This window comes from Luteimonas sp. MC1750 (assembly GCF_016615955.1).
Lineage (GTDB): Bacteria > Pseudomonadota > Gammaproteobacteria > Xanthomonadales > Xanthomonadaceae > Luteimonas.
This window is the reverse complement of sequence record NZ_CP067113.1, coordinates 2456189-2479403: the sequence shown is the minus strand read 5'-3', so window position 1 is coordinate 2479403 and position 23215 is coordinate 2456189. Positions and strand designations below refer to the sequence as shown.

General features: G+C 72.2%; 23 protein-coding genes and 1 other RNA gene. 22 read left to right on the top strand and 2 right to left on the bottom strand.

What is annotated here, in order from left to right:
• The first annotated feature begins 13 nt into the window (after positions 1 to 13).
• The 8 genes from nrdR to thiL all read left to right on the top strand — a co-directional run bounded on the left by nrdR (position 14) and on the right by thiL (position 6315).
• Positions 14 to 550 carry a transcriptional regulator NrdR gene (gene nrdR / locus JGR68_RS11640; RefSeq protein WP_199360047.1) on the top strand — a complete coding sequence of 179 codons (537 nt, stop codon included), beginning with the start codon at positions 14 to 16 and terminating at the stop codon, positions 548 to 550.
• The gene (locus JGR68_RS11635) at positions 501 to 1274 is read left to right on the top strand and encodes a DUF4272 domain-containing protein (RefSeq protein ID WP_255531848.1); all 774 of its coding nucleotides are present in this window, start codon (positions 501 to 503) and stop codon (positions 1272 to 1274) included. Before nrdR ends, JGR68_RS11635 begins: the two co-directional genes overlap by 50 nt.
• Positions 1274 to 2392 (top strand): bifunctional diaminohydroxyphosphoribosylaminopyrimidine deaminase/5-amino-6-(5-phosphoribosylamino)uracil reductase RibD, encoded by a 1119-nt coding sequence (gene ribD / locus JGR68_RS11630; protein WP_199360049.1) that lies wholly within the window; start codon positions 1274 to 1276, stop codon positions 2390 to 2392. Before JGR68_RS11635 ends, ribD begins: the two co-directional genes overlap by 1 nt.
• Positions 2393 to 2399: 7 nt before the next feature.
• Complete coding sequence (locus JGR68_RS11625) at positions 2400 to 2993, top strand: riboflavin synthase (RefSeq protein ID WP_199360050.1); 594 nt, start codon at positions 2400 to 2402, stop codon at positions 2991 to 2993.
• A 160-nt stretch (positions 2994 to 3153) separates the two neighbouring features.
• Positions 3154 to 4290 (top strand): 3,4-dihydroxy-2-butanone-4-phosphate synthase, encoded by a 1137-nt coding sequence (ribB, locus tag JGR68_RS11620; RefSeq protein ID WP_199360051.1) that lies wholly within the window; start codon positions 3154 to 3156, stop codon positions 4288 to 4290.
• Between the two features lie 114 nt (positions 4291 to 4404).
• On the top strand, positions 4405 to 4872 hold the full coding sequence (ribH, locus tag JGR68_RS11615; protein WP_199360052.1) for a 6,7-dimethyl-8-ribityllumazine synthase: 468 nt from the start codon (positions 4405 to 4407) through the stop codon (positions 4870 to 4872).
• Positions 4869 to 5342, top strand: a complete 474-nt coding sequence (nusB, locus tag JGR68_RS11610) for a transcription antitermination factor NusB (protein WP_199360053.1) — start codon at positions 4869 to 4871, stop codon at positions 5340 to 5342. Before ribH ends, nusB begins: the two co-directional genes overlap by 4 nt.
• Before the next feature lie 16 nt (positions 5343 to 5358).
• Positions 5359 to 6315 carry a thiamine-phosphate kinase gene (gene thiL, locus JGR68_RS11605; RefSeq protein WP_199360054.1) on the top strand — a complete coding sequence of 319 codons (957 nt, stop codon included), beginning with the start codon at positions 5359 to 5361 and terminating at the stop codon, positions 6313 to 6315.
• A gap of 138 nt (positions 6316 to 6453) precedes the next feature.
• Here thiL and JGR68_RS11600 read toward each other — a convergent pair whose 3' ends face one another.
• Both JGR68_RS11600 and JGR68_RS11595 read right to left on the bottom strand, forming a co-directional pair.
• The gene (locus JGR68_RS11600) at positions 6454 to 6825 is read right to left on the bottom strand and encodes a YraN family protein (RefSeq protein WP_199362685.1); all 372 of its coding nucleotides are present in this window, start codon (positions 6823 to 6825) and stop codon (positions 6454 to 6456) included.
• On the bottom strand, positions 6822 to 8003 hold the full coding sequence (locus JGR68_RS11595; protein ID WP_199362686.1) for a penicillin-binding protein activator: 1182 nt from the start codon (positions 8001 to 8003) through the stop codon (positions 6822 to 6824). The genes JGR68_RS11600 and JGR68_RS11595 overlap by 4 nt, the downstream gene beginning before the upstream one ends.
• Positions 8004 to 8061: 58 nt before the next feature.
• Here JGR68_RS11595 and rsmI point away from each other — a divergent pair, with 58 nt between their 5' ends.
• The 14 genes from rsmI to ftsA all read left to right on the top strand — a co-directional run bounded on the left by rsmI (position 8062) and on the right by ftsA (position 23178).
• Positions 8062 to 8886 (top strand): 16S rRNA (cytidine(1402)-2'-O)-methyltransferase, encoded by an 825-nt coding sequence (rsmI, locus tag JGR68_RS11590; RefSeq protein WP_199362687.1) that lies wholly within the window; start codon positions 8062 to 8064, stop codon positions 8884 to 8886.
• Between the two features lie 76 nt (positions 8887 to 8962).
• Positions 8963 to 9341: RNase P RNA component class A (gene rnpB / locus JGR68_RS11585), an RNA gene on the top strand.
• A 652-nt stretch (positions 9342 to 9993) separates the two neighbouring features.
• The gene (locus tag JGR68_RS11580; protein ID WP_199362688.1) at positions 9994 to 10449 is read left to right on the top strand and encodes a division/cell wall cluster transcriptional repressor MraZ; all 456 of its coding nucleotides are present in this window, start codon (positions 9994 to 9996) and stop codon (positions 10447 to 10449) included.
• The gene (rsmH, locus tag JGR68_RS11575) at positions 10446 to 11402 is read left to right on the top strand and encodes a 16S rRNA (cytosine(1402)-N(4))-methyltransferase RsmH (protein ID WP_255531847.1); all 957 of its coding nucleotides are present in this window, start codon (positions 10446 to 10448) and stop codon (positions 11400 to 11402) included. Before JGR68_RS11580 ends, rsmH begins: the two co-directional genes overlap by 4 nt.
• Positions 11399 to 11662 carry a cell division protein FtsL gene (gene ftsL, locus JGR68_RS11570; protein ID WP_199362689.1) on the top strand — a complete coding sequence of 88 codons (264 nt, stop codon included), beginning with the start codon at positions 11399 to 11401 and terminating at the stop codon, positions 11660 to 11662. The genes rsmH and ftsL overlap by 4 nt, the downstream gene beginning before the upstream one ends.
• The gene (locus tag JGR68_RS11565; protein ID WP_199362690.1) at positions 11659 to 13518 is read left to right on the top strand and encodes a penicillin-binding protein 2; all 1860 of its coding nucleotides are present in this window, start codon (positions 11659 to 11661) and stop codon (positions 13516 to 13518) included. The genes ftsL and JGR68_RS11565 overlap by 4 nt, the downstream gene beginning before the upstream one ends.
• Positions 13515 to 14990 (top strand): UDP-N-acetylmuramoyl-L-alanyl-D-glutamate--2,6-diaminopimelate ligase, encoded by a 1476-nt coding sequence (locus JGR68_RS11560; protein WP_199362691.1) that lies wholly within the window; start codon positions 13515 to 13517, stop codon positions 14988 to 14990. Before JGR68_RS11565 ends, JGR68_RS11560 begins: the two co-directional genes overlap by 4 nt.
• A complete protein-coding gene (murF, locus tag JGR68_RS11555; protein WP_199362692.1) occupies positions 14987 to 16471 on the top strand; it encodes a UDP-N-acetylmuramoyl-tripeptide--D-alanyl-D-alanine ligase in 1485 nt (494 codons plus the stop codon). The genes JGR68_RS11560 and murF overlap by 4 nt, the downstream gene beginning before the upstream one ends.
• The gene (gene mraY / locus JGR68_RS11550) at positions 16461 to 17546 is read left to right on the top strand and encodes a phospho-N-acetylmuramoyl-pentapeptide-transferase (protein ID WP_199362693.1); all 1086 of its coding nucleotides are present in this window, start codon (positions 16461 to 16463) and stop codon (positions 17544 to 17546) included. The genes murF and mraY overlap by 11 nt, the downstream gene beginning before the upstream one ends.
• Positions 17546 to 18856, top strand: coding sequence for a putative lipid II flippase FtsW (ftsW, locus tag JGR68_RS11545; protein WP_199362694.1), 1311 nt, complete (start codon positions 17546 to 17548; stop codon positions 18854 to 18856). The genes mraY and ftsW overlap by 1 nt, the downstream gene beginning before the upstream one ends.
• Complete coding sequence (gene murC, locus JGR68_RS11540; RefSeq protein WP_199362695.1) at positions 18853 to 20307, top strand: UDP-N-acetylmuramate--L-alanine ligase; 1455 nt, start codon at positions 18853 to 18855, stop codon at positions 20305 to 20307. Before ftsW ends, murC begins: the two co-directional genes overlap by 4 nt.
• A complete protein-coding gene (locus JGR68_RS11535; protein ID WP_199362696.1) occupies positions 20304 to 21242 on the top strand; it encodes a D-alanine--D-alanine ligase in 939 nt (312 codons plus the stop codon). Before murC ends, JGR68_RS11535 begins: the two co-directional genes overlap by 4 nt.
• Entirely contained in the window at positions 21239 to 21946 is a 708-nt protein-coding gene (locus tag JGR68_RS11530) for a cell division protein FtsQ/DivIB (protein ID WP_199362697.1), read from the top strand. The genes JGR68_RS11535 and JGR68_RS11530 overlap by 4 nt, the downstream gene beginning before the upstream one ends.
• Positions 21943 to 23178: a cell division protein FtsA gene (gene ftsA, locus JGR68_RS11525; RefSeq protein WP_189498659.1), complete on the top strand. Its 1236-nt coding sequence runs from the start codon at positions 21943 to 21945 to the stop codon at positions 23176 to 23178. The genes JGR68_RS11530 and ftsA overlap by 4 nt, the downstream gene beginning before the upstream one ends.
• Positions 23179 to 23215: the final 37 nt, after the last annotated feature.

Here is a 23215-nt window from a genome sequence, read left to right as displayed (position 1 = left end):
CGCCGCCGACGCGATGCACTGCCCCTTCTGCCAGCACGTCGACACCCGGGTCATCGATTCGCGCGTGAGCGACGACGGCGCCACCATCCGGCGCCGGCGCGAGTGCGAAGCCTGCGGGGAGCGCTTCTCGACGCTGGAAACCATCGAGCTGAAGCTGCCGGCGATCATCAAGTCGGACGGCCGCCGCGAGCACTTCGACGCCCGCAAGCTGCGCCAGAGCTTCGACCGTGCGCTGCACAAGCGTCCGGTCTCGGAGGAGCAGATCGAAGCCGCGGTGCGCGCGGTGATCCACCAGCTGCGCATGACCACCGAACGCGAGCTGGCTTCGCGGCGCGTGGGCGAGTTCGTGATGGCCGAGCTGCGCAAGCTCGACCACGTGGCCTATGTGCGCTTCGCATCGGTCTATCGCTCCTTCCAGGACGTGGCCGACTTCCGCGAGGAGCTCGACCGGCTGGAGCGCGACCTGCCCGAGGACGGCCAGCTGCCGCTGCTCGGCGTGGGTGCCGTGGTCGCCTTCGAGCCGCCTTCCGGCAAGGGCCGGAAGCGCTAGCGCGGTGCAGGGCAGGGGCGAGCCAGGGCGCGATCGCAGGCCGCAGGCGGCCGAGGTGCTGCGCCGTGCGCTGGCGCTGTTCGCCGTGGCCGCGCGGGCCGCGATGGAGGCCGACGCCGCGCGCGCCGACGCCGCCGACTGGCAGGCGCGGATGCTGGCGTGGCTGGCGCGCACCGGACTCGATGCCGAGCTCGAAAACGGTGAACGCGCCCTGCTGCAGGCGCCGCCCGGAAGCCTGGGCGAGGCCGCAGTGCTCGACGCCGGCTGGCGCGCCGAGGGCGTCTACGCGCTGGCCTGGGCACTGGGCGTCCACCCGCCGCTGCCCCACGACCGGCTCGCCGACCCCAACGACCTCGCGGGTCCGCTCGGTTTCCTGGACACGCGCGCGCTCGAGGCCCTCGAGGCGGCCAGCCTGCGCCCCGAGCACGAGATCGACAGCTTCCTGGCGCGCCAGCTCGCGGTGCACTGGCGCCTGCGCGAGTACGCGCTGCGCCCGGGCCCGATGGACTTCGCAGCCGTGGTCGCCACCGGCGGCTGGGCGCGGCTGGACATCGATGCCGCGGCGCTGATCGACCGCGACCTCGCGATCGATGGCGACCCCATCGACCGCGCTGCCTCCGACGCGATCAGCCGCTGCACCAGCATCGCCAGCGAGCGCCATCGCGCCGCCAGCTGGCTGGCGGGCGCCGACCCCCTCTACTCGAACGTGGAAACGATCACCTGATGCACGGCTACTCCGAAACCGACCACGTGATGATGGCGCGCGCACTCCGCCTGGCCGAGCGCGGCGCCTGGACGACGCGGCCCAATCCGATGGTGGGCTGCGTCCTGGCCCACGGCGACGCGGTCGTCGGCGAAGGCTGGCACGAGCGCCAGGGCGGGCCGCACGCCGAGGTGTTCGCGCTGGAGGCCGCCGGCGAACGCGCGCGCGGCGCGACCGCCTACGTCACCCTCGAGCCCTGCGCGCACACCGGGCACACCGGACCCTGCGCGGACGCGCTGGTTGCCGCGGGCGTGTCGCGGGTGGTCTCGGCGATGCGCGATCCCTTCCCGCAGGTCGACGGCAGCGGCTTCGAGCGCCTGCGCACGGCCGGTATCGAGGTCTCGCACGGGCTGATGGAAGCCGCCGCGAAGGCGCTCAATCGCGGCTACCTGTCGCGCGTGGTGCGCGGCCGGCCGTGGCTGCGGGTCAAGCTGGCGATGAGTCTCGACGGGCACACGGCGCTGGCCAGCGGCGAATCGAAATGGATCAGCGGAGAAGCCTCGCGCCGTGACGTGATGCGCTGGCGCGCCCGCGCCGGCGCGCTCCTGACCGGCTCGGGCACGGTGATGGCCGACGATCCCCAGTTGACCGTGCGCCTGGACGACGACGCGGAGTTCGTGCCGCCGCTGCGGGTGGTGCTCGATCCGGGCCTCGCCACGGTGGCGCGCGGACGCGTCCGCGAGGGCGACGCCCCCACGCTCTACGTGCACGCGGCCAATGCCAAGCCGCCGCGCGATTTTTCCAGCGACCGGGTCGCCGTGCCGGCGCTCGGCAATGCGCTCGACCTCGCCGCGGTGCTGCGCGTGCTCGCCGATCGCGGCATCAACGAGGTCCAGGTGGAGGCGGGTGCCACGCTGGCCGGCGCCTTCATGCAGGCCGGGCTGGTCGACGAGGTGCTGCTGTACATGGCGCCGGTGCTGCTGGGCGCGCAGGCGCGGCCGCTGTTCGCCGGACTCGACATCCACGACATGACCCAGCGCATGGCGCTGCGGATCGAAGACATCGTCAGCGTCGGCGACGACCTGCGCCTGCGCCTGGTCCCGGCGCAGCCGGCGGGCGATGCCGGCGCGGCAGGATAGGACGCCCATGTTCACCGGAATCATCGAAGCCGTCGGCCGCCTGGCCGGCCGCGAGGCGCGCGGCGGCGATGCCCGCCTGCGGATCCACGTCGGCACGCTGCCCTTCGCGGACGCGAAGCTGGGCGAGAGCGTCGCGGTCAATGGCGTCTGCCTGACCGTGGTCGCCTTCGACGCGACGCACTTCGAGGCCGACGCCTCCAACGAGACGCTCGCGCTGACCACTCTCGGCGGACTGGCGGAGGGCGCGGCGCTCAACCTGGAGCGCGCCATGCTGCCCACCGACCGCCTCGGCGGCCACCTGGTCAGCGGCCACGTCGACGGCGCGGGTCGCGTGCTCGACGTGCGCGAGGACGCGCGCGCGCAGCGCTGGCGCTTCGCCATGCCGTCGGCGCTGGCGAAGTACGTCGCGCAGAAGGGCTCGATCTGCGTGGATGGCGTCAGCCTGACCGTCAATGCCGCCGAAGCCGGGGCCTTCGAGGTCGCGCTGGTACCGCATACGGTGGCCCACACCGCGTTCTCCGCGACGCGCGTGGGTGACCCGGTCAACCTCGAGGTCGACCTGATCGCACGCTATCTCGAACGCCTGCAAAGCGCCCCGTGAACCACCACTGCAGGAGCGGCTATAGCCGCGATCGAAACCATCATGAAGGGCGATCGCGGCTGTAGCCGCTCCCACAGTCGCCAATAGCCGCTCCTACAGGTGCCAGTCGCCGCCGGGCCTCGCCCGCAACTCCGCAATCCTCAACCCAGGTCGCAGTGACATGCCTTTCGCCCCCATCCCCGAACTGCTCGAAGAACTCCGCGCCGGCCGCATGGTCGTCATCGTCGACGACGAGGACCGCGAGAACGAGGGCGACCTGATCATGGCCGCCGAGCTCGTGCGCCCGGCCGACATCAACTTCATGGTCACCCACGCCCGCGGCCTGGTCTGCCTGTCGCTGACCCGCGAGCGCTGCGCGCAGCTGGGCCTGCCGCCGATGGTCCAGTCGAACACGTCGTCGCACCACACCAATTTCACCGTCAGCATCGAGGCCGCCGAGGGCGTCACCACCGGCATCTCCGCCTATGACCGCGCGCACACGATCCGCACCGCGGTGCGCCCGAACGCGGCGCCGTCCGACCTCGCGCAGCCTGGCCACATCTTCCCGCTGACCGCGCAGCCCGGCGGCGTGCTCGCGCGCGCCGGGCACACCGAGGCCGCGGCCGACCTGGCCCTGCTCGCGGGACTGGAGCCGGCCGGCGTGCTGGTGGAGATCCTCAACCCCGACGGCACCATGGCGCGCCGCCCGGAGCTGGAAGTGTTCGCGCGCGAGCATGGGCTCAAGATGGGCTCGATCGAGGCCCTGATCCGCCACCGCCTGGAGACCGAGCACACGGTCGAGTGCGTCGACAGCCGCGACGTCGAGACCGAGCACGGCGCCTTCCGGCTGCACACCTACCACGACCGCCTGGGCCACGCGCTGCACTTCGCCCTGGTGCGCGGCACGCCCGACGCCGACACGCCCACCCTGGTGCGCGTACAGGTGCGCAACGCGCTGGCCGACGTGCTGCGCTGGCGGCGCCCGGACTTCGGCCCGGCGGTGGGTGACGTGCTGGCGGCGATCGACGCCGAAGGGCGCGGTGCACTGGTCCTGCTCGACGGCGGGCAGACGCCTGACGCGCTGTTGCAGCGCCTGCGTGCCGGCGATGCCGGAGCCGTCTCGTCCGACGAGGCCACGACCGCGGCCACCGGGCGGGGCGGGGCGCTGGCCGAATGGCGCCGCAACGGCGCCGGCAGCCAGATCCTCGCCGACCTCGGCCTGGGCAAGCTGCGCGTGCTGGGGACCCCGCGCAAGCAGGTCGGCCTGGCCGGCTTCGGCCTCGAGGTCGTCGAGTACCTCGAGCCGGACGCCTGCTGAAACCGCGCGCTCCGGGCCGCCGCTGCCCGGCCACGGGTCTCCCGGCCGGCCCCTGCCCCGGGAATGCGCCGTGGACGGACCGGCTAGAATGCGCTCCTCCCCAAGGAACACGCCATGACCCATCACGAAGGCGACCTGCACGCGCCCGAAGGCGCGCGCTTCGCGATCATCGCCAGCCGCTGGAATCCGCGCATCGTCGATGCGCTGGTGGGCGCCGCGCGCGCGACGTTCGAGCGCAACGGCGTGCCGCCCCAGGCGGTGGACGTCGTCCGCGTGCCCGGTGCCTGGGAGATCCCCATGGTCGCCGCGCGCCTGGCCGGTGCCGGCGCGCATTCGGCGATCGTCGCCCTGGGCTGCGTGGTGCGGGGTGACACCCGCCATTTCGAGCACGTGGCCGACAGCTGCGCCGAGGGCCTGGCGCGGGTGCAGCTCGAGCGCGGCGTGCCGGTCGCCAACGGCGTGCTCGCGGTCGACGACATGGCCGACGCGGAGAACCGCGCCGGTGGCAGCCATGGCAACAAGGGCGAGGAATGCGCCCTGGTCGCGATCGAGATGTCCAACCTGCTGGTGAAGCTGCCATGAGGCCGAACAGGACCGGCGGAGGCCGCAGCGGCGGCATCGACACCGTCGCGCGCTCGCGCTCGCGCCGGCGAGCGCTGCAGGCGGTGTACGCGATGCAGCTTTCGGGCGTCGACGCGCGCAACGCGATTGCGCAGTTCGCGCACGAGCAGGCGCACGAAGTCGCCGATCTCGAATACTTCGAGGACCTGGTGCGCGGGGTGGAAACCCACCGCCGCGACATCGACGCCGCGCTCGCGCCCTTCCTCGACCGTCCCATCGGCGAGGTCGATCCCATCGAGCGCGCCATGCTGCGCATCGCCGCCTACGAGCTGCGCCACCGCATCGACGTGCCCTACCGGGTGGTCATCGACGAGGCGTTGAAGACGGTCAAGCGCTTCGGCTCCGAGCACGGGCACACCTACGTCAACGGCGTGCTCGACCACGCCGCCGTCGACTGGCGCGCGGCCGAAGTGCAGTCCGCGCGCGGCTGAGCGCGCGCCCGCCGGCATGGCCGAATTCGGGCTGATCGAACGCATCCGCGCACGCGCCGCGCACCCGCGCGACGACGTGGTGCTGGGGATCGGCGACGACGCCGCGCTGCTGCAGCCCCCGCCGGGCATGCAGCTGGTGGTGGCGATGGACACGCTCAACGACGGCGTGCACTTTCCCCATGGCACGGAGGCCGCGCGGGTCGGCTGGAAGGCGCTGGCGGTGAACCTGTCCGACCTCGCCGCGATGGGCGCCGAGCCGGCCTGGTGCACGCTGTCGCTGTCGCTGCCCGACGGCGATCCGGCCTGGGTGGACGGTTTCCTTGATGGCTTCCTGGCGCTCGCCGGCGAGCACCGCGTCGCCCTGGTCGGGGGCGACACCACGCGCGGGCCGCTGTCGATCTCGGTCACCGTGCTCGGCTTCGTCGATCCCGGCCGCGCACTGCGCCGCGATGGCGCGCGCGTGGGCGACCAAGTGTGGGTAAGCGGAAGCCTGGGGGCCGCGGCGGCGGCGCTGGAGCAGTGGCGCGCGGGTGGCGCCCGTGATGCCGCCCTGGGCGAGCGCCTCGACCGGCCGCGCCCGCGCGTTGCGCTGGGGCGCGCGCTGGGCGGTGTGGCCAGCGCCTGCATCGACGTCTCCGACGGCCTGCTGGCCGACCTCGGGCATGTCTGTGCCGCGAGCGCGGTGGGCGTGCTGCTCGACATCGATGCCCTGCCGGGGGCCGATCGCCTGCGTCGGTGGTTCGGAGGCGAGGCGGTCCGCACGCTGCAGGTAGCGGGCGGGGACGACTACGAACTCTGCTTCACCGTGCCCGCGGGCGCCGATGCGATCGCCAGGGCCGCCGCGGGTGCGGCCGCCACGGGTGTCGAAGTCACCCGCGTGGGTACGGTGGTGGCGGGGCAGGGCGTCCAGGCGGTGGATCGGGATGGGCGGCCCTGGCGGCCCGAGCGCCCGGGGCACGAGCACTTCGCCTGAGCGTTCCGGGCCTCACGTTTCGCTCGGGTCCGAGGCCCTCCGCCCTGTAGGAGCGGCTACAGCCGCGATCGCTCCTCGCGAGGTCGGATCGCGGCTGTAGCCGCTCCTACAGGAAGAGCAGATGCGGGGCTCTGGCCCTCAGGCCTGGTCCAGGCTGAACGCATCGCGGTGCCAGGTGAACGCCGGCGCGTCCGGGTCCCCGCTCGCATCGATCACGTCGAAGCGGCAGTAGTCCTCGGCCAGCGTCGGATGCTGCAGCAGGAACAGCTGCGCGGCGCGCACGATGCGCCGGCGCTTGCCGCGGTCGACCGATTCCGCACCGCCGCCGTACTCGGCGCTGGCGCGGTAGCGGACTTCGACGAACACCAGGGTGTCGCCGTCGCGCATCACCAGGTCGAGTTCACCGAGGCGGTAGCCGGCATTGGCCGCCACCTCCACGAGGCCGGCGCGCAGCAGGTGCGCGCGCGCCGCGGCTTCGACGCCGGCACCGCGCCGGCGTGCGTCGATCAACGGCCGGCGCCGGCCAGCGGCACCACGTGGCCGCCGCTGAAGGTCGACCAGGCGGGCGTGCGCAGCACGTGTCCGTCGGCCGACATGCGCAGCACGCCGCTGGCGCTCGACACCGAGGCGTCGGCACCGCTCGCCAGGTGAGCGAGATAGGCCGACAGCAGCCAGCCGTCGTAGCCGAAGGCGAACAGGCGCGCCGCCGGACCGCGGGCGGTGGGCAGGGCGTCCGCCACGCCGCGCGCCGAGGGCAGGCCCGGCACGCCGGAGACGGTCCAGGCATCGGTCGGGAAGGCGATGCCGTCCAGCGCCGCGTCCTCGCCGGGCTTGCCGGTGCCCGACAGCAGCTGCGAGGTCGCCACGCGCGGGCGGCCCGACAGCCCCGCCGCGGACACCTGGGCCGCGGCCAGGCGCGCCTGCGGCCCGCGCAGCGCGAAGAACACCGCGTCCACGCCGCCTTCGGCCTGCACGGCGGCCTGCATCGGGCCGACGAGGTCGGGCGGGCTGTCGCCCACCACCGCCAGCAACTGGGCGACGCCGCCGCCCAGCTCCTGCAGGCGCGCCGACAGTGCGTCGATGCTGCGGCGGGCGTTGTCGTCGCCGGAACTCAGCACCAGCACGCGCTTCGCGCCGCGCGAGGCCAGGAAGTCGGCCGCGGCCTTGCCCTCGTCCTCGGGCGCAAGCGCGTAGCTGGCGCTGTTCGTCGGCGGGGTGCCGGCGCGGTTCAGCGCCAGCACCGGCACGGTGACCGTGGCCTGCTCGAACACCGCATCGACTTCGTCACGGCCCAGCGGGCCCAGCACCTGGTCGGCGCCCTCGGCGACCGCGCGCTGGTAGGCCGCCACCGCGCCATAACCCGTGCCCAGGGTGTCGTAGAACTCGAGGTCGGGACGGCGGCGCTGTTCGCCGTAGTAACCGGCCAGCAGGCCGTCGCGCACGGGGCCGGCGGCCGTTGCCAGGCTGCCGGTCAGCGGCAGCAGCACCGCCAGCTTGCGCGGCGGGCGATAGCCGTCACGCTCCGCGGGCGGGCGATCGCCGGCGTCGAACTGCCAGTGGCTGGTCGACACCGGCTCGGGCAGGCTGGCCGGCGCCTCGGCGGGACGCGAGACCTGCACGGTGGAACAGCCGGCGATGGCCAGGGCGAGGGCGGTGGCGGCGAAGGCCTGCTTCCAGGGGTGGCGCATCTGGTCGTTCCGGCTGCGAGAATGTCCCGGATTCTACCGTCAGCCCCGCAAGGACACGATGCAGCCCGCAGCCGGCACCCTCCATGTCGTCGCCACGCCGATCGGCAACCTCGCCGACCTCTCGCCGCGTGCACTGGACACGCTGCGCTCCGTGGCCGCGGTCTGCGCCGAGGACACCCGGCATACGCGCCAGCTGCTGGCGCACTTCGGCATCGAACGGCCGCTGCTGGCGCTGCACGAGCACAACGAGGCCGAGGTCGCGGACAGGCTGGTCGCCCGCCTGGCGGCCGGCGATTCGCTGGCGCTGGTGTCCGACGCGGGCACGCCGCTGGTCAGCGATCCCGGCTTCCGGCTGGTGCGCGCCGCGCGCGAGGCCGGCATCCGCGTCAGCCCGGTGCCCGGCGCGAGCGCGATCGTCGCCGCACTGAGCGTCGCCGGGCTGCCCAGCGACCGCTTCACCTTCGAAGGCTTCCTGCCGGCCAAGGCGGGCGCCCGGCGCGAGCGCCTGGCCGCGCTGGCGGGCGAGGTGCGGACGCTGGTCTTCTATGAGTCCTCGCACCGCATCGCCGACACCCTGGCCGACTGCGTCGCGGCCTTCGGCGGCGACCGCCCCGCGGTGGTGGCGCGCGAACTGACCAAGCTGTTCGAAACCGTGCTAGACGGCGACCTGGCGGCGCTGCAGGCGCAGGTCGAGGCCGATCCCAACCAGCGCCGCGGCGAGTTCGTGCTGCTGGTGCAGGGCGCGGGCGAGGATGCCGATGCGCGGATCGCCGAGGGCCGGCGCGTCTACGCCCTGCTGGCGGCGGAACTGAAACCGTCGGTGGCAGCCCGCCTGGCCGCGGAGATCACCGGCGCGCCGAGGAAGGCGCTGTACGGCGGCTAGCCGGAGGCGCGCGTGTCGAGTCGGGGCGCCTCGGCGACGAAGGGCGCGGCCGCCGGCGTGCGACAATGCGCGCGGCGGAGTCGGCCAGACAGTCGCGTCATCCGGAACCACTTCGGTGGAACCGGGTGCCGAGGAAAGTCCGGGCTCCACAGGGCACGGTGCCAGGTAACGCCTGGGCGGCGAGAGCCGACGGAAAGTGCAACAGAAAGATACCGCCGATGGCCGGACGCCCTTCGGGGCGAATGGATCAGGCAAGGGTGAAATGGTGCGGTAAGAGCGCACCGCGAGTCTGGCAACAGACCGGCACGGCAAACCCCACCGGGAGCAAGACCAAATAGGGACCTCATGGCGCGGCCCGCGTCGGGTCCGGGTAGGTTGCTTGAGCGTATCGGTGACGATGCGCCTAGAGGAATGACTGTCCACGACAGAACCCGGCTTATCGGCCGGCTCCGCCACCTCTTTCCTCCGACCGCCCCGGCGCGGGTGGGAGGCGCTTGTGGCGAATGTCCCTCGGCGGCATGGGTGCCGTGGCCCTTCCCGGCATCCAGGCCGCCTCCTCCTTGAATTTCGCCACAAGGGCCTCCCACCCACGCCGGGGCTGCTTCTCTCCCACCCCGAGCATTCGCACACCGCGACGACGTCGCCAGCTTGCGCTGGTGCCCGGCTCTCCCCACCAGTCCACCTCGGCGGTTGGAGCCGGGCGTGGTTGCCCTTGGGTGCGAAATTCAAGGAGGAGGCGGCCTGGATGTCGGGAAGGGCCACGGCATCCATGCCGCCGGGGGACATTCGCACCCAAGGGCAACCACGCCTGGCCGCCCGCCGGGGGACATTCTCACCCAGGGCAACCACGGCCGGCATCGCCAAACCCGACATGTCAAAACCATGTGAAGAAGGTCACGGTTCTCACAATCTGAGACGAATCATGAGCTTGTGGATAAAGCTTGAACAAGTCTCTCAAGTTCGCTGCAAGTCATTGACGGCACTGGCGAAAATTCCCCACAGGAGCTGTTGACAAGGGTGGGGGTCACTCCTAAGGTGGTGTCGTGTGGGGAGACCGGGAATATCGTGGTTTTCCGACGCATGAAACCCGCCGCAGACGGGTATGGAGTGGCAGACGTGTTGCAGGGCGAGAACGCCATCACGATCGACGACAAGGGACGGCTGGCGATTCCGACCGGCTACCGGGAGATCGTCGCGTCCGATTTCGGCAACCGCCTCGTGATCACCTACAACCCCTTCGAGGTTGGCGCCCTCTGGATCTACCCCTACGCCGTCTGGGAAGGCGTGCGTGACAGCGTCAACAAGCTGTCGCGCCTGAAGGCGACCAACCGCGCCATGCAGCTGAAGCTGGTGGGCGCCGCCTCGATCGTCGAGCCGGACGGCAACGGACGCATCGCCATTCCCGCCAGCATGCGCAACGCGCTGGGCCTCGAGAAGAAGGCCGTCCTGCTGGGCATGGGCGACAGGTTCGAACTCTGGAGCGAGCAGGCACATCGCGCGCAGATCGGGACGCCGCTGGGCGACGACGATCTGGGCGACGACCTGGTCGGGTTGCAGCTGTGACCGTGGGTGCCGCGGATGCCCGCTCCGCGCACCTTCCGGTCTTGTTCAAGCAGGTCATGGAAGGGCTGCGCGTGCGTGAGGACGGGACGTACCTGGATGGCACCTTCGGCCGCGGCGGCCACGCGCGTGGCGTGCTGCAGGCGCTGGGGAGTGGAGGCCGGCTGCTGCTGATGGACAAGGATCCCGAGGCCATCGCCGTCGCCGAACGCGGGTTCGGCACGGACCCGCGCGTCTCGATCTTCCGCGGCAGCTTCGCCGAACTGGGCCGCTGGGACGCTGCCTCTTCCGGACTCGATGGCGTGCTGTTCGACCTCGGCGTGTCCTCGCCCCAGCTCGACGTCGCCGAGCGCGGCTTCAGCTTCGGCAAGGACGGCCCGCTCGACATGCGCATGGACCCCGACGCCGGCGAAAGCGCCGCGCAGTGGCTGGCGCGCGCTTCCGCCGACGAGATCGCCGACGTGCTGTGGACCTATGGCGAGGAGCGGATGAGCCGCCGCATCGCCCGCACCATCGTCGAGCGCCGGATCGCGACGCCGCTGACCCGAACCGGGCAGCTGGCCGAGCTGATCGCCTCGGTGATGCCGCGTCCGAAGCCGAGCCGCCACGAGATCCATCCCGCCACGCGCTCGTTCCAGGCCATCCGCATCCACGTCAACCAGGAGCTGGCCGACCTGGAGACCGGCCTGGCCGCCGCGCACGACGCGCTGCGCCCGGGCGGCCGGCTGGCGGTGATCAGCTTCCACTCGCTGGAAGACCGGATCGCCAAGCGCTTCATCGCCGCGCGTGCCAAGCCACCGGCGGGCAATCGCCGCCTGCCCGAAGCCGCGCCGTTCGTGCCGACCCTGCGCGAGATCGGCGGCGCCATCCGCGCCGGTTCCGACGAGCTTGCCGACAATCCGCGTGCGCGCAGCGCCGTGCTGCGCGTGGCCGAGAAGTTGGAGGCGGTGGCATGACCCGCTTCCTGGTCATCGTGCTGCTCGCGGCGAACATCGTCGCGGGCATCGGCGTGGTCCACGCGCGCCACCAGCATCGCCAGCTCTTCGTCGAGCTGACCCGGCTGGTGGACGAGCGCGACGAGCTCAACATCGACTTCGGCCGCCTGCAGCTCGAACAGGCCACCTGGGCCGAGGCCAACCGCGTCGACCAGGTCGCACGCGCGCGACTGGGGATGAAGTTCCCCGAGGCCGACGAGATCGTGGTGGTGCAGCCGTGAGGTTCCGCCGCGACCGCAACGGGACCGTCAGGCCGCGGGGCCGCGCGCAGTTCGACCTGCGCGGGCGGTTGAAGCTGATCGTCGGCGTGCTCGGCGCCTGCGGCGTCATCCTGGTGGCGCGCGCGGTCGACCTGCAGCTGGTCGACAACGCCTACTACCAGCAGAAGGCCGATTCGCGCTTCCTGCGCGAGATCCCGATCGCCACCTCGCGCGGCATGATCACCGACCGCAACGGCGAGCCGCTGGCCGTGTCGTCGCCGGTCGACAGCGTCTGGGGCAATCCGCAGGAGCTGCTCAAGCACCCGGACCGGCTGCCGCAGCTCGCCGAGGCCCTCGGCGTACCGCTGGACCACCTCGAGCGCCGCCTCGCGCAGCGCGCCGACAAGGAATTCGTCTACCTCAAGCGCCGCATCAATCCGAACGAGGCCGAGGCGATCCTGGCGCACAAGGTGCCCGGGGTGTTCTCGCAGCGCGAATTCCGCCGCTTCTATCCGCAGGGCGAGGCGCTGGCCCACGTGCTCGGCTTCACCAACATCGACGACGCCGGCCAGGAAGGCGTGGAGCTTGCGTTCGACGAATGGCTGCGCGGCACGCCGGGCGCGCAGAAGGTGATCCGCGACCGCCGCGGCCGCATCGTCGAGAACGTCGACCTGGTGCGCGCCGCGCAGCCGGGCAAGGACCTCACGCTCAGCATCGACCGCCGCGTGCAGTACCTCGCGCACCGCGAGCTGCGTGCCACGCTCGAGCGGACCGGCGCCAGCGCGGGCTCGGTGGTGGTGATGGACATCAGTACCGGCGAGATCCTCGCCATGGCCAACCTGCCGACCTACAACCCGAACTCGGTCACCGGCGAGCACCGCGATGCGCGCCGCAACCGCGCCGTGACCGACCTCATCGAGCCCGGCTCGACGATCAAGCCGATCACCGTGGCGGCAGGGCTCTCGGCCGGCGTGATCACCCCGCAGACGATCTTCGACACCAACCCCGGCTGGATCCCCAACGGCCGCTACCGCACCACCGACCACCGCAACCTGGGCGTGCTCGACACCACGGGCGTGATCACCAAGAGCTCGAACATCGGCACCTCGCGGATCGTCGCGAAGTTGGACAACGCCTACTTCCACGACTACCTCGCCAGCCTGGGCTTCGGCCGCAGCACCGGCAGCGGCTTCCCCGGCGAAGCCTCGGGCCTGCTGCCGCCGGCCGCCAACTGGAGCGGCACCAGCAAGCAGACCATGAGCTACGGCTACGGCCTGTCGGTCACGCCGCTGCAGATCGCGCGCGCCTACGCCACGCTGGCCAACCACGGGCGCGCCGTGCGCCCGACCCTGGTCAAGGGCCAGCACGAAGAGCCCGCGCAGGTGATGGACGCCACCGTGGCCGACACCGTGCTGAAGATGATGCAGACGGTCACCGAGCCGGGCGGCACCGCGATCCAGGCCGCGATCCCGGGCTACCACGTCGCCGGCAAGACCGGTACCGCGCGCAAGGCCTCGGGCGGCGGCTACTCGCGCCGCTACGTGTCCTTCTTCGCCGGCGTGGTGCCGGTCGAGAACCCGCGCTACTCGATGGTGGTGGTGATCGACGATCCGGATCCCGCCAAGGGCATCTACGGCGGCGCGGTGGCTGGCCCGGTGTTCCAGAAGACCATGGATGGCGCCCTGCGCCTGATGGACGTGCCGCCGGACGACATCGAGACCTGGCTGGCCGAGCAGGCCAAGCAGCAGGCCAAGGAGCGCGCGCGGAGTGCGCCGCGCCAGGCGCGTGCGAGTGCCGCGTTGTCCACGGGCGCGCTGCCGGCCGGTGCCACCCCGGCCTCGTTGCCGGCAGCCGCCGCGCCGGGAGGGCGTCGGTGAGCCGCCGCATGCGCCTGGCCGAACTGCTGCCCGACGTCGACGGCGTGCCGCCGTCGCTCGAGGTGTCGGGCCTGGTGCTCGACAGCCGCAGCGTGCGCGCAGGCGACGGCTTCGTCGCCATCGGCGGCTTCGGCACCCATGGCCTGCACTTCGCCGGGCGCGCGCTGGCCGATGGTGCCGCCGCCGTGCTCTTCGAGCCGCCGGTGCCGGGCGACGTGCCTGCGCCGCCTGCCGGCGCGATCGCCGTCCCCGGCCTGCGCGCGCGCATGGGCGCGATGGCCGATGCCTTCCATGGCCGTCCTTCGGCGGCGATGTCCACGGTCGCCGTGACCGGCACCAACGGCAAGACCTCGACCGTGCAACTGCTGGCGCAGGCCTGGGAGCTGCTCGGCCGCCGCGCCGCGACCATCGGCACGCTGGGCGCGGGCCTGCACGGCGACGTGCGCCCGACCGGCTTCACCACGCCGCTGGTGCTGCAGGTGCACGCGCTGCTCGCCGAGCTGCGCGACGCCGGCGCGCAGGCGGTGGCGATGGAAACCAGCTCGCATGCGCTCGACCAGGGCCGCGTGGACGCGGTGCATTTCGAAGTCGGCGTGTTCACCAACCTCACCCGCGACCACCTCGACTACCACGGCGACATGGCCACCTACGGCGCGGCCAAGGAGCGCCTGTTCGCGGTGCCGGGGCTCGCGGCCGCGGTGGTCAACGTCGACGACGGCTTCGGCCAGGGACTGTTCGCGCGCCTGCCCCCGGGCCTGCGCCGCATCGCCACCAGCGCGCGCGACGACGCGCGGGCCGAGGTGGCGGCATCGGACGTCGTGCTCGACGTGGCGGGGATCGCCTTCGGGCTGCGCGTGGGCCAGGCGCGGCACGCCGTGCGTTCGCCGCTGCTCGGCCGCTTCAACGTCGAGAACCTGCTGGCCGTCGCCGGCGTGCTGCATGCCCAGGGCGTCGCCGCCGACGCGATCGCCGGCGTGCTGGGCCGGCTGCAGCCGATCGCCGGACGCATGAACCGCCTCGGCGGCCACGATGGCCTGCCGCTGGTCGTGGTCGACTACGCGCACACGCCGGATGCCCTCGTGCAGGCGCTGTCCAGCGTCCGTGCCCACGCCGCCGGCCGCATCACCTGCGTCTTCGGCTGCGGCGGCGAGCGCGACCGCGGCAAGCGCCCGGAGATGGCGGCCGCGGCCGAGCAGGGCGCCGACGCCGTGATCGTGACCGACGACAACCCGCGCGGCGAAGAAGGCGATGCCATCGTGGCCGAAATCATGGCCGGGTTCGCCGACGCGTCGCGGGTGACGGTGCAGCGCGACCGCGCCGCCGCCATCGCGCGTGCCGTGGGCGCGGCGGGTCCCGGCGACATCGTGCTGGTCGCGGGCAAGGGCCACGAGTCCTGGCAGGAGATCGGCGGCGTCCGCCATCCCTTCGACGACCGCGACGTGGCGCAGCGCGCCCTCGGAGGCCGGGCATGAAGCCAATGGCGCTCTCGCAGGTCGCGCAGGCCTGCAATGGCCGGCTCCAGGGCGAGGACCTGCTCGTCGACGCGGTCGTGAGCGACAGCCGGACCCTGGCCGCGGGCGGCGCGCCGCTGTTCGTGGCGATCGCCGGCGAGCAGTTCGACGGCCATGCGCATGTCGCGGCAGCGGCCGCCAGCGGCGCGGTCGCGGCCCTGGTGTCGCATCCCGTCGACGCGCCGCTGCCGCAGGTCGTGGTCGGCGATACGGTCGAGGCGCTGGGGTCGCTTGCCCGCACATTGCAGGCCGCGCGCGTCGGGCAGTCGGTGGTCGCGGTCACCGGCAGCAACGGCAAGACCAGCGTCAAGGAGCTCGCCCTGTCGATCCTCGGGCGCTTCGCGACCGTGGTCGCGAGCCCGGGCAACCGCAACAACGAGATCGGCCTGCCGCTGGCGATGATCGACGCCGACGACGCGGCGCGCTTCGCGGTCTACGAGATGGGTGCCGGCAAGCCTGGCGACATCGCGTACCTCGCCGGCATCGCGGCGCCGCGCGTGGCGCTGGTGAACAACATCGCCCCCGCGCACCTCGAGCGCATGGGCACGATCGCCAACGTCGCCGACGTCAAGGGCGCGATCTACGACGCCCTGCCGGCCGATGGCACCGCGGTGGTCAACGCCGACGACGCCTTCGAGTCGTTCTTCGCCGAGCGCGCGCATGGTCGGCGGATCCTGCGCTTCGGCTTCGTGGCCCGCGCCGACGTGCGCGTGCGCGACCTGGTGCTGCGCGAGGACGGCAGCGACTTCGTGCTGGTGACGCCGCTGGGCGAGGCCGCGGTCGCGCTGGCGCTGCCGGGCAGGCACAACGTCGCCAATGCGATGGCCGCGGCGGCGCTGGCCTTGGCCTGCGACGCCCCGCTTGCTGCGATTGCCGAGGGGCTCACGCTGGCCCGGCCGGTGCAGGGTCGCCTGGTGCGCCACCGCCTGCCGGACGCCTGGCTGGTCGACGACAGCTACAACGCCAATCCGGGTTCGCTGGCCGCGGCGATCGACACCCTGGCCACGGCCGGCGGTGGCGGCTGGCTGGTGCTCGGCGACATGCGCGAACTGGGCGAGGACGCCGAAGCGCTGCACGCGGCCGCGGGCCGCCGCGCGCGCGAGGCGGGCGTGGCGCGGCTGTTCGCGCTGGGCAGGCTGGCGGCGAAGGCGGTCGAGGCGTTCGGCGAGGGCGGCCAGGTGTTCGCATCCCACGAAGACCTCGCCGCCGCGGTGAAGGACGCCCTTGTAGGAGCGGCTACAGCCGCGATCGCCACGCCGCGGATGCCAGCTGTCGACGACACCCGGATCGCGGCTGTAGCCGCTCCCACAGGGGCGGGTCGTTCGCCGGCGGTGGCGGGTGATCGGCCGGTGCCCACGGTGCTGGTGAAGGGTTCGCGCGGCAGCGCGATGGATCGCGTGGTCCACGCGCTGCTTGAAGGAGTCGACACCCATGCTGCTTGAACTCACGCGCTGGCTGCAGCAGCTCGAAGGCCTGTTCGGCCTGTTCGGCTACTTGACCTTCCGCGGCATCCTCGCGGCCCTCACCTCGCTGGCGCTGTCGCTCTGGTGGGGTCCGGCGGTGATCCGCAAGCTGGCCCAGTACAAGGGTGGGCAGCCGATCCGCCAGGACGGGCCGCAGACGCATTTCTCCAAGGCCGGCACGCCGACCATGGGCGGTGGGCTGATCCTGATCACGGTGCTGGCCTCGGTGCTGCTGTGGGGCGACCTGCGCAACAAGCACGTGTGGCTGGTGCTGGTGGTGATGGCCGGCTTCGGTGCCATCGGCTGGTGGGACGACTGGATCAAGATCGTCAAGCGCGACCCCAACGGCATGCGCTCGCGCACCAAGTACGCGCTGCAGTCGGTGATCGGCCTCGCCGCCGGCCTGTTCCTGTGGTTCAGCGCCGACACGCCCGTCGCGACCACGTTCTACATCCCGTTCTTCAAGGCGGTGGCACTGCCGCTGGCCGGCGTGTCCTTCGTCGCCATCGCCTACTTCTGGATTGTCGGCTTCTCCAACGCGGTCAACCTGACCGACGGCCTGGACGGCCTGGCGATCATGCCGACCGTGCTGGTGGCCTGCGCGCTGGGCGTGTTCGCCTATGCCTCGGGCAACGCGGTGTTCGCCGAGTACCTGCAGATCCCGCGGGTGCCGGGGGCCGGCGAGCTGGTGATCATCTGCGCCGCGATCGCGGGGTCCGGCCTCGGATTCCTCTGGTTCAACACCTATCCGGCGATGGTCTTCATGGGCGACATCGGCGCGCTGGCGCTGGGTGCCGTGCTCGGCTGCATCGCGGTGATCGTGCGGCAGGAGCTGGTGCTGGTGGTGATGGGCGGCATCTTCGTGATCGAGACGCTGTCGGTGATGATCCAGGTCGCCAGCTTCAAGCTCACCGGCAAGCGCGTGTTCCGCATGGCGCCGATCCACCACCACTTCGAGCTCAAGGGCTGGCCGGAGCCGCGCGTGATCGTGCGCTTCTGGATCATCTCGGTGATCCTCGTGCTGGTCGGCCTCGCCACCTTGAAGGTGCGCTGATGGACAGGACCCACGACCGCAGCAGCCAGGCCGTCCGCCTCGAGTCCATCGGCGGGCGCTACGACCCGTGGATGCTCGGTGCCGCACTGGCGCTGGCGTCGCTCGGCATCGTGATGGTGGGCTCGAGCTCGATCGCCATCGGCGAGGAGCTGGGCGTGGGCCCCAACTACTTCCTGGTGCGCCACGTGGTGTTCATGGGCCTGGGCGGCGTGCTCGCCTTCATGGCGATGCGGCTGGAGCTCAAGACCGTCGAGCGTTACGACCGGCTGCTGCTGCTGGGCTGCGTGCTGGCGCTGCTGGCGGTGTTCATTCCGGGGCTGGGCTCCAGCGTCAACGGCGCGCAGCGCTGGATCAACCTGGGCGTGTCCAAGTTCCAGGCCGTCGAGGCGGTCAAGGTGATGTACATCGTCTGGCTGGCCAGCTACCTGGTGCGCTTCCGCGACGAGGTCAACGCCACCTGGGGCGCCATGCTGAAGCCGATCGGCGTGGCCGTGGTGCTGATGGTCCTGCTCGCGTTCCAGCCCGACTTCGGTTCGCTGGCGCTGATCCTGGCGATCACCGCCGGGATGCTGGTGCTGGGCGGCGTCCACCTGCCGCGGATGGCCGCGCCGGTGGTGCTGCTGCTGCCGGCGCTGGCCGCGGTGGCGATCGCCGAGCCCTACCGCATGCGTCGCCTGACCTCGTTCATGGACCCCTTCGCCGATCCCTTCAACAGCGGCTACCAGCTGGCCAACGCGCTGATGGCGGTCGGTCGCGGCGAGTTCTGGGGCGTGGGCCTGGGCGCTTCGATCCAGAAGCTCAACTACCTGCCCGAAGCGCATACCGACTTCATCCTCGCGGTGATCGCCGAGGAGCTCGGCTTCGTCGGCGTCTGTCTGGTGATCGGGCTGTACGCGCTGCTGGTCGGCCGCGCCTTCCTGATCGGGCTGCGCTGCGTCGAGAACCGCCGCCACTTCGCCGGCTACATCGCCTTCGGCATCGCGCTGTGGATGAGCCTGCAGACCCTGGTCTCGATCGGCGTGAACCTCGGCCTGCTGCCGACCAAGGGGCTGACCCTGCCGCTGGTCTCGTCGGGCGGCTCCAGCGTGATGATGACCTGCGTCGCGGTGGGCCTGCTGCTGCGCGTGTCCTACGAGCTCGACCGCACCCAGCGCCAGGTCGCGCGCCTGCGTGGCGAAGCCGCCTCGCCTGCCGCGCCGCCGGCGCCGATGCCCGCCACCACCCAGCCGGTGCCGTCGCTGGCCGCGCGCGGCACCAGCCGCCTGCGCCAGCGCATCGAGCCCCGCCTCAGCCCCGGAGCCCAGGCATGATCCGCCGCCTTCACGATACCCACGGCGTGCCGATGGCCGACTTCGCGCGGCGGCATTCGCGCGTGCATTTCATCGGCATCGGCGGCACCGGCATGAGCGGCATCGCCGAGGTGCTGTGCACGCTGGGCTACCAGGTCTCGGGTTCGGACATGGCCGACAGCGCGGTGACGCGCCGCCTCGCGGGCCTTGGCGCGACCGTGCATCGCGGCCACGGCGCGGCCAACGTGCTGGGCACCGACTGCGTGGTGGTGTCGAGCGCCATCCAGCCCGACAACCCGGAGCTGCTGGAAGCCCGCGCGCAGCGCATCCCGGTGGTGCCGCGCGCCGAGATGCTGGCCGAGCTGATGCGCTTCCGCCGCGGCGTCGCCGTGGCCGGCACCCATGGCAAGACCACCACCACCTCGTTGCTGGCGAGCGTGCTGGCCGAGGGTGGCCTCGATCCCACCTTCGTCATCGGCGGCAAGCTGCTGGCCGCCGGCGCCAACGCGCGCCTGGGCGGCGGCGACTGGCTGGTGGCCGAGGCCGACGAGAGCGACGGCAGCTTCTTGCGCCTGAATCCACTGGTCGCCATCGTCACCAACATCGACGTCGACCACCTGGAGAACTACGGCGGCGATTTCGCTCGCGTGCAGCAGGCGTTCTCCGAGTTTCTGCACCGGCTGCCGTTCTACGGCCTCGCGGTGCTGTGCATCGACGACCCCGAAGTGGCGGCGCTGGCCGGCACGGTTTCGCGCCACGTGATGACCTACGGCTTCCATGCCGACGCCGACGTGCGCGCCGACAACGTGCGCCAGGACGGCGCCACGATGTACTTCGACCTGGTGCTGCCCGACGGCTCGTCCACGCCGATGGAGCTGGCGATGCCGGGCCGGCACAACGTGCAGAACGCGCTCGCGGCGGCGGCGGTGGCCTGGGAGCTGGGCGTCCAGCCGGACGCGATGCGCACCGCGCTGGCGAAGTTCGCGGGCGTCGGCCGCCGCTTCAACCGCCTGGCCGAGCTCACCACCGCGCGCGGCGCGCGGGTGCAGCTGGTCGACGACTACGGGCACCATCCGCGTGAACTGGCGGCGGTGTTCGAAGCCGCGCGCGGCGGCTGGCCCGAGCGCCGCCTGGTCGTGGCCTTCCAGCCGCACCGCTACAGCCGCACGCGCGACCTGCTCGACGACTTCGCGGGCGTCCTGTCCGACGTCGACGCGCTGGTGCTGACCGAGGTCTACCCGGCCGGCGAGCAGCCGCTGCCGAATGCCGACGCGCGTGCGCTGGCGCGCGCCATCCGCGCCCGCGGCCGCATCGACCCGGTCGTGGTCAACGGACCGGGCGACCTGCGCGACGTGCTGCCCGACATCCTCGAGGACGGCGACCTGCTGCTGGTCATGGGCGCCGGCGACATCGGCCACGCCTCGCAGAGCCTGGCCGCCGACGGCTTCCCGGCCGCGGGGGAGGGCGCATGAGCCTGCACCTGCCCGCACTGCGCGTGACCGATGCCACCGCCTTCGGCCGCGTGGCCGTGCTGCTGGGCGGCGACACCAGCGAGCGCGAGGTGTCGCTGGACTCCGGCGCCGGCGTGCTCGAGGCCCTGCGCTCGCGCGGCGTGGACGCGCACGCCGTCGACGGCGTCCCGACGCTGCTGGCCGAGCTGCAGGCCGGGCGCTACGCCCGCGTGTTCAACATCCTCCACGGCGGCGCCGGCGAGAACGGCACGCTCCAGGGCCTGCTCGACGCGCTTGGCGTGCCGTACACCGGCTCGCGCGTGCTTGGCAGCGCGCTGACCATGGACAAGATCCGCACCAAGCAGGTCTGGCTGTCCGAAGGCCTGCCGACCCCCCGCTACGAGCGGCTGGCGAAGGGCGCCGACCTGGCCGCCGCCGCCGCGCGCCTCGGCTATCCCGTGTTCGTCAAACCGTCGTCCGAAGGCTCCAGCGTCGGCGTGTTCCGCGTGCTGGCCGAGGCCGACCTGGCGCCGGCGATCGCGTTCGCGGCCGCGTACGACGGCGAGCTGCTGATGGAGCAGATGGTGCGCGGCGACGAGCTGACCGTCGGCATCCTCGGCGACGTCGCCCTGCCGTCGATCCGCATCGTGCCGGCCGGCGAGTGGTACGACTACCACGCCAAGTACGTCGCCGAGGACACGCAGTACCTGTGTCCGGGCCTCGACGGCGAGGACGAAGCCGCGATCCGCGACCTGGCGCTGCGCGCCTTCCGCGCGGCGGCGTGCAGCGGCTGGGGCCGCGTCGACGTGATGCGCGACCGCGAGCGCGGCCTGCAGCTGATCGAGGTGAACACCGCGCCGGGCATGACCAGCCATTCCCTGGTGCCCAAGGCCGCCGCGCAGCTGGGTTGTGACTACGCCGAGCTGTGCTGGCGCGTGCTGGAGCAGACGCTGTGAACGCACTGGCGCGCATCCTCGCCTGGACGCTCGCGGTGGCGCTGGTCGCGCTGCCGGTGGTCGCCGTGGTCCAGGGCTGGATCGGCGCCGAGCGCTGGCCGCTACGCACGCTGCGGATCAACGACAACCTCCAGCAGGTCGATCCGGCCGTCGTGCGCGAAGCGGTGCTGCCCTATGCGCAGCAGGGCTTCTTCGCGGTGCGCCTGGACGAGGCGCGCCACGCCGTCGCGCGCCTGCCCTGGGTGGAGCAGGCGGAGGTGTCCAAGCGCTGGCCCGACGTGCTCGAAGTGCGGGTCAGCGAACACCGTCCCTACGCGCGCTGGGGCGAGGGCCGCCTGCTGTCCCAGCAGGGCCGCGTATTCCCCGCCGCGGATGTCGACGTGCCGCAGGGCCTGCCGCTGCTGCACGGCCCCGACGGCCGCGTCGACGAGGTGGTCGAGCTGTACCAGGAAGCCAGCGGCCTGTTCGCGCCGGCCGGCTACAGCGTGCGTGCGCTGCTGCTCGACAACCGCGGCAGCTGGGCGATGGTCCTCTCCAACGGCACCGAGGTGGTCATCGGCAGCCACCAGGCGCGCATCCGCATGGCCCGTTTCGCCCGCCTCCTGCCGCAGCTGCTGCAGCAGGAACAGCTGCCGCTGTCGCGCGCAGATCTCCGATACACGAATGGCTTCGCCCTGACCTGGGCCGAGGAAAGCACTGCATGAACCGCAAAGGCGACAAGGCCCTGATCGTCGGCCTCGACATCGGCACCTCCAAGGTGGTGGCCCTGGTGGGCGAGTACTCGCCGGGCAACCCGATCGAGGTGATCGGCATCGGCAGCCACGAATCGCGCGGGCTCAAGCGCGGCGTGGTGGTCGACATCGAGTCCACCGTGCAGTCGATCCAGCGCGCGATCGAAGAGGCCGAGCTGATGGCCGGCTGCGACATCCGCTCGGTCTACGCCTCGATCTCAGGCAGCCACGTGCAGTGCAAGAACTCGCCGGGCATCGTGCCGATCCGCGACGGCGAAGTGACTTGGTCGGACCTCGACCGCGTGCTCGACGCCGCCAAGGCGGTCGCGATCCCGGCCGACCAGAAGATCCTGCACGCGATCCCGCGCGAATACGTGCTCGATGATTCGCAGGAAGGCATCCGCAACCCCGTCGGCATGACCGGCGTGCGCCTGGAGGTGCATGCGCACCTGGTGGTCTGCGCGCAGTCGGCCGCCGCCAATATCTCGAAGTGCGTGCAGCGCTGCGACCTGCAGATCGACGACCTGGTGCTCTCCTCGCTGGCCTCGAGCACCGCGGTGCTGACCAGCGACGAGCGCGAGCTGGGCGTGGTGATGGTCGACATCGGCGCCGGCACCACGGATCTCGCCGTGTTCGTGCAGGGTGCGATCTGCCACACCTCGTCGCTGCCGATCGCCGGCGACAAGGTGACCGAGGACATCGCGCACATGCTGCGCACGCCCACGCCCGAGGCCGAGCAGATCAAGGTCCGCTACGCCTGCGCGCTGGCGCAGCTGGCGACCAGCGAGGAGTCGATCCAGGTGCCGAGCGTCGGCGACCGCCCGCCGCGGCGCCTGCCGCGCCAGTCGCTGGCCCAGGCCGTGCAGGCGCGCTACGAGGAGATCTTCGAGATGGTGCAGGCCGAACTGCGCCGCTCGGGCTTCGAGCAGCACGTGCGCGCCGGCATGGTGCTCACCGGCGGCGCCGCGAAGATGGAAGGCGTGGTCGAACTGGCCGAGGAAATGCTGCAGATGCCGGTGCGCGTGGGCATCCCGCAGCACGTCACCGGCCTGGGCGAAGTGGTCAACAACCCGGTCCACGCCACCGGCGTCGGCCTGCTGCTCATGGGCAGCCAGATCGAGCACCCACGCCGCCCCGTGCTGCCCACCGGCCGCGCCGGCAGCGTCCTGAAGAAGCTCAAGACCTGGTTCCAGGGGGAGTTCTGACCATGGCCAGCACCCGCCAACACCCCTGTAGGAGCAG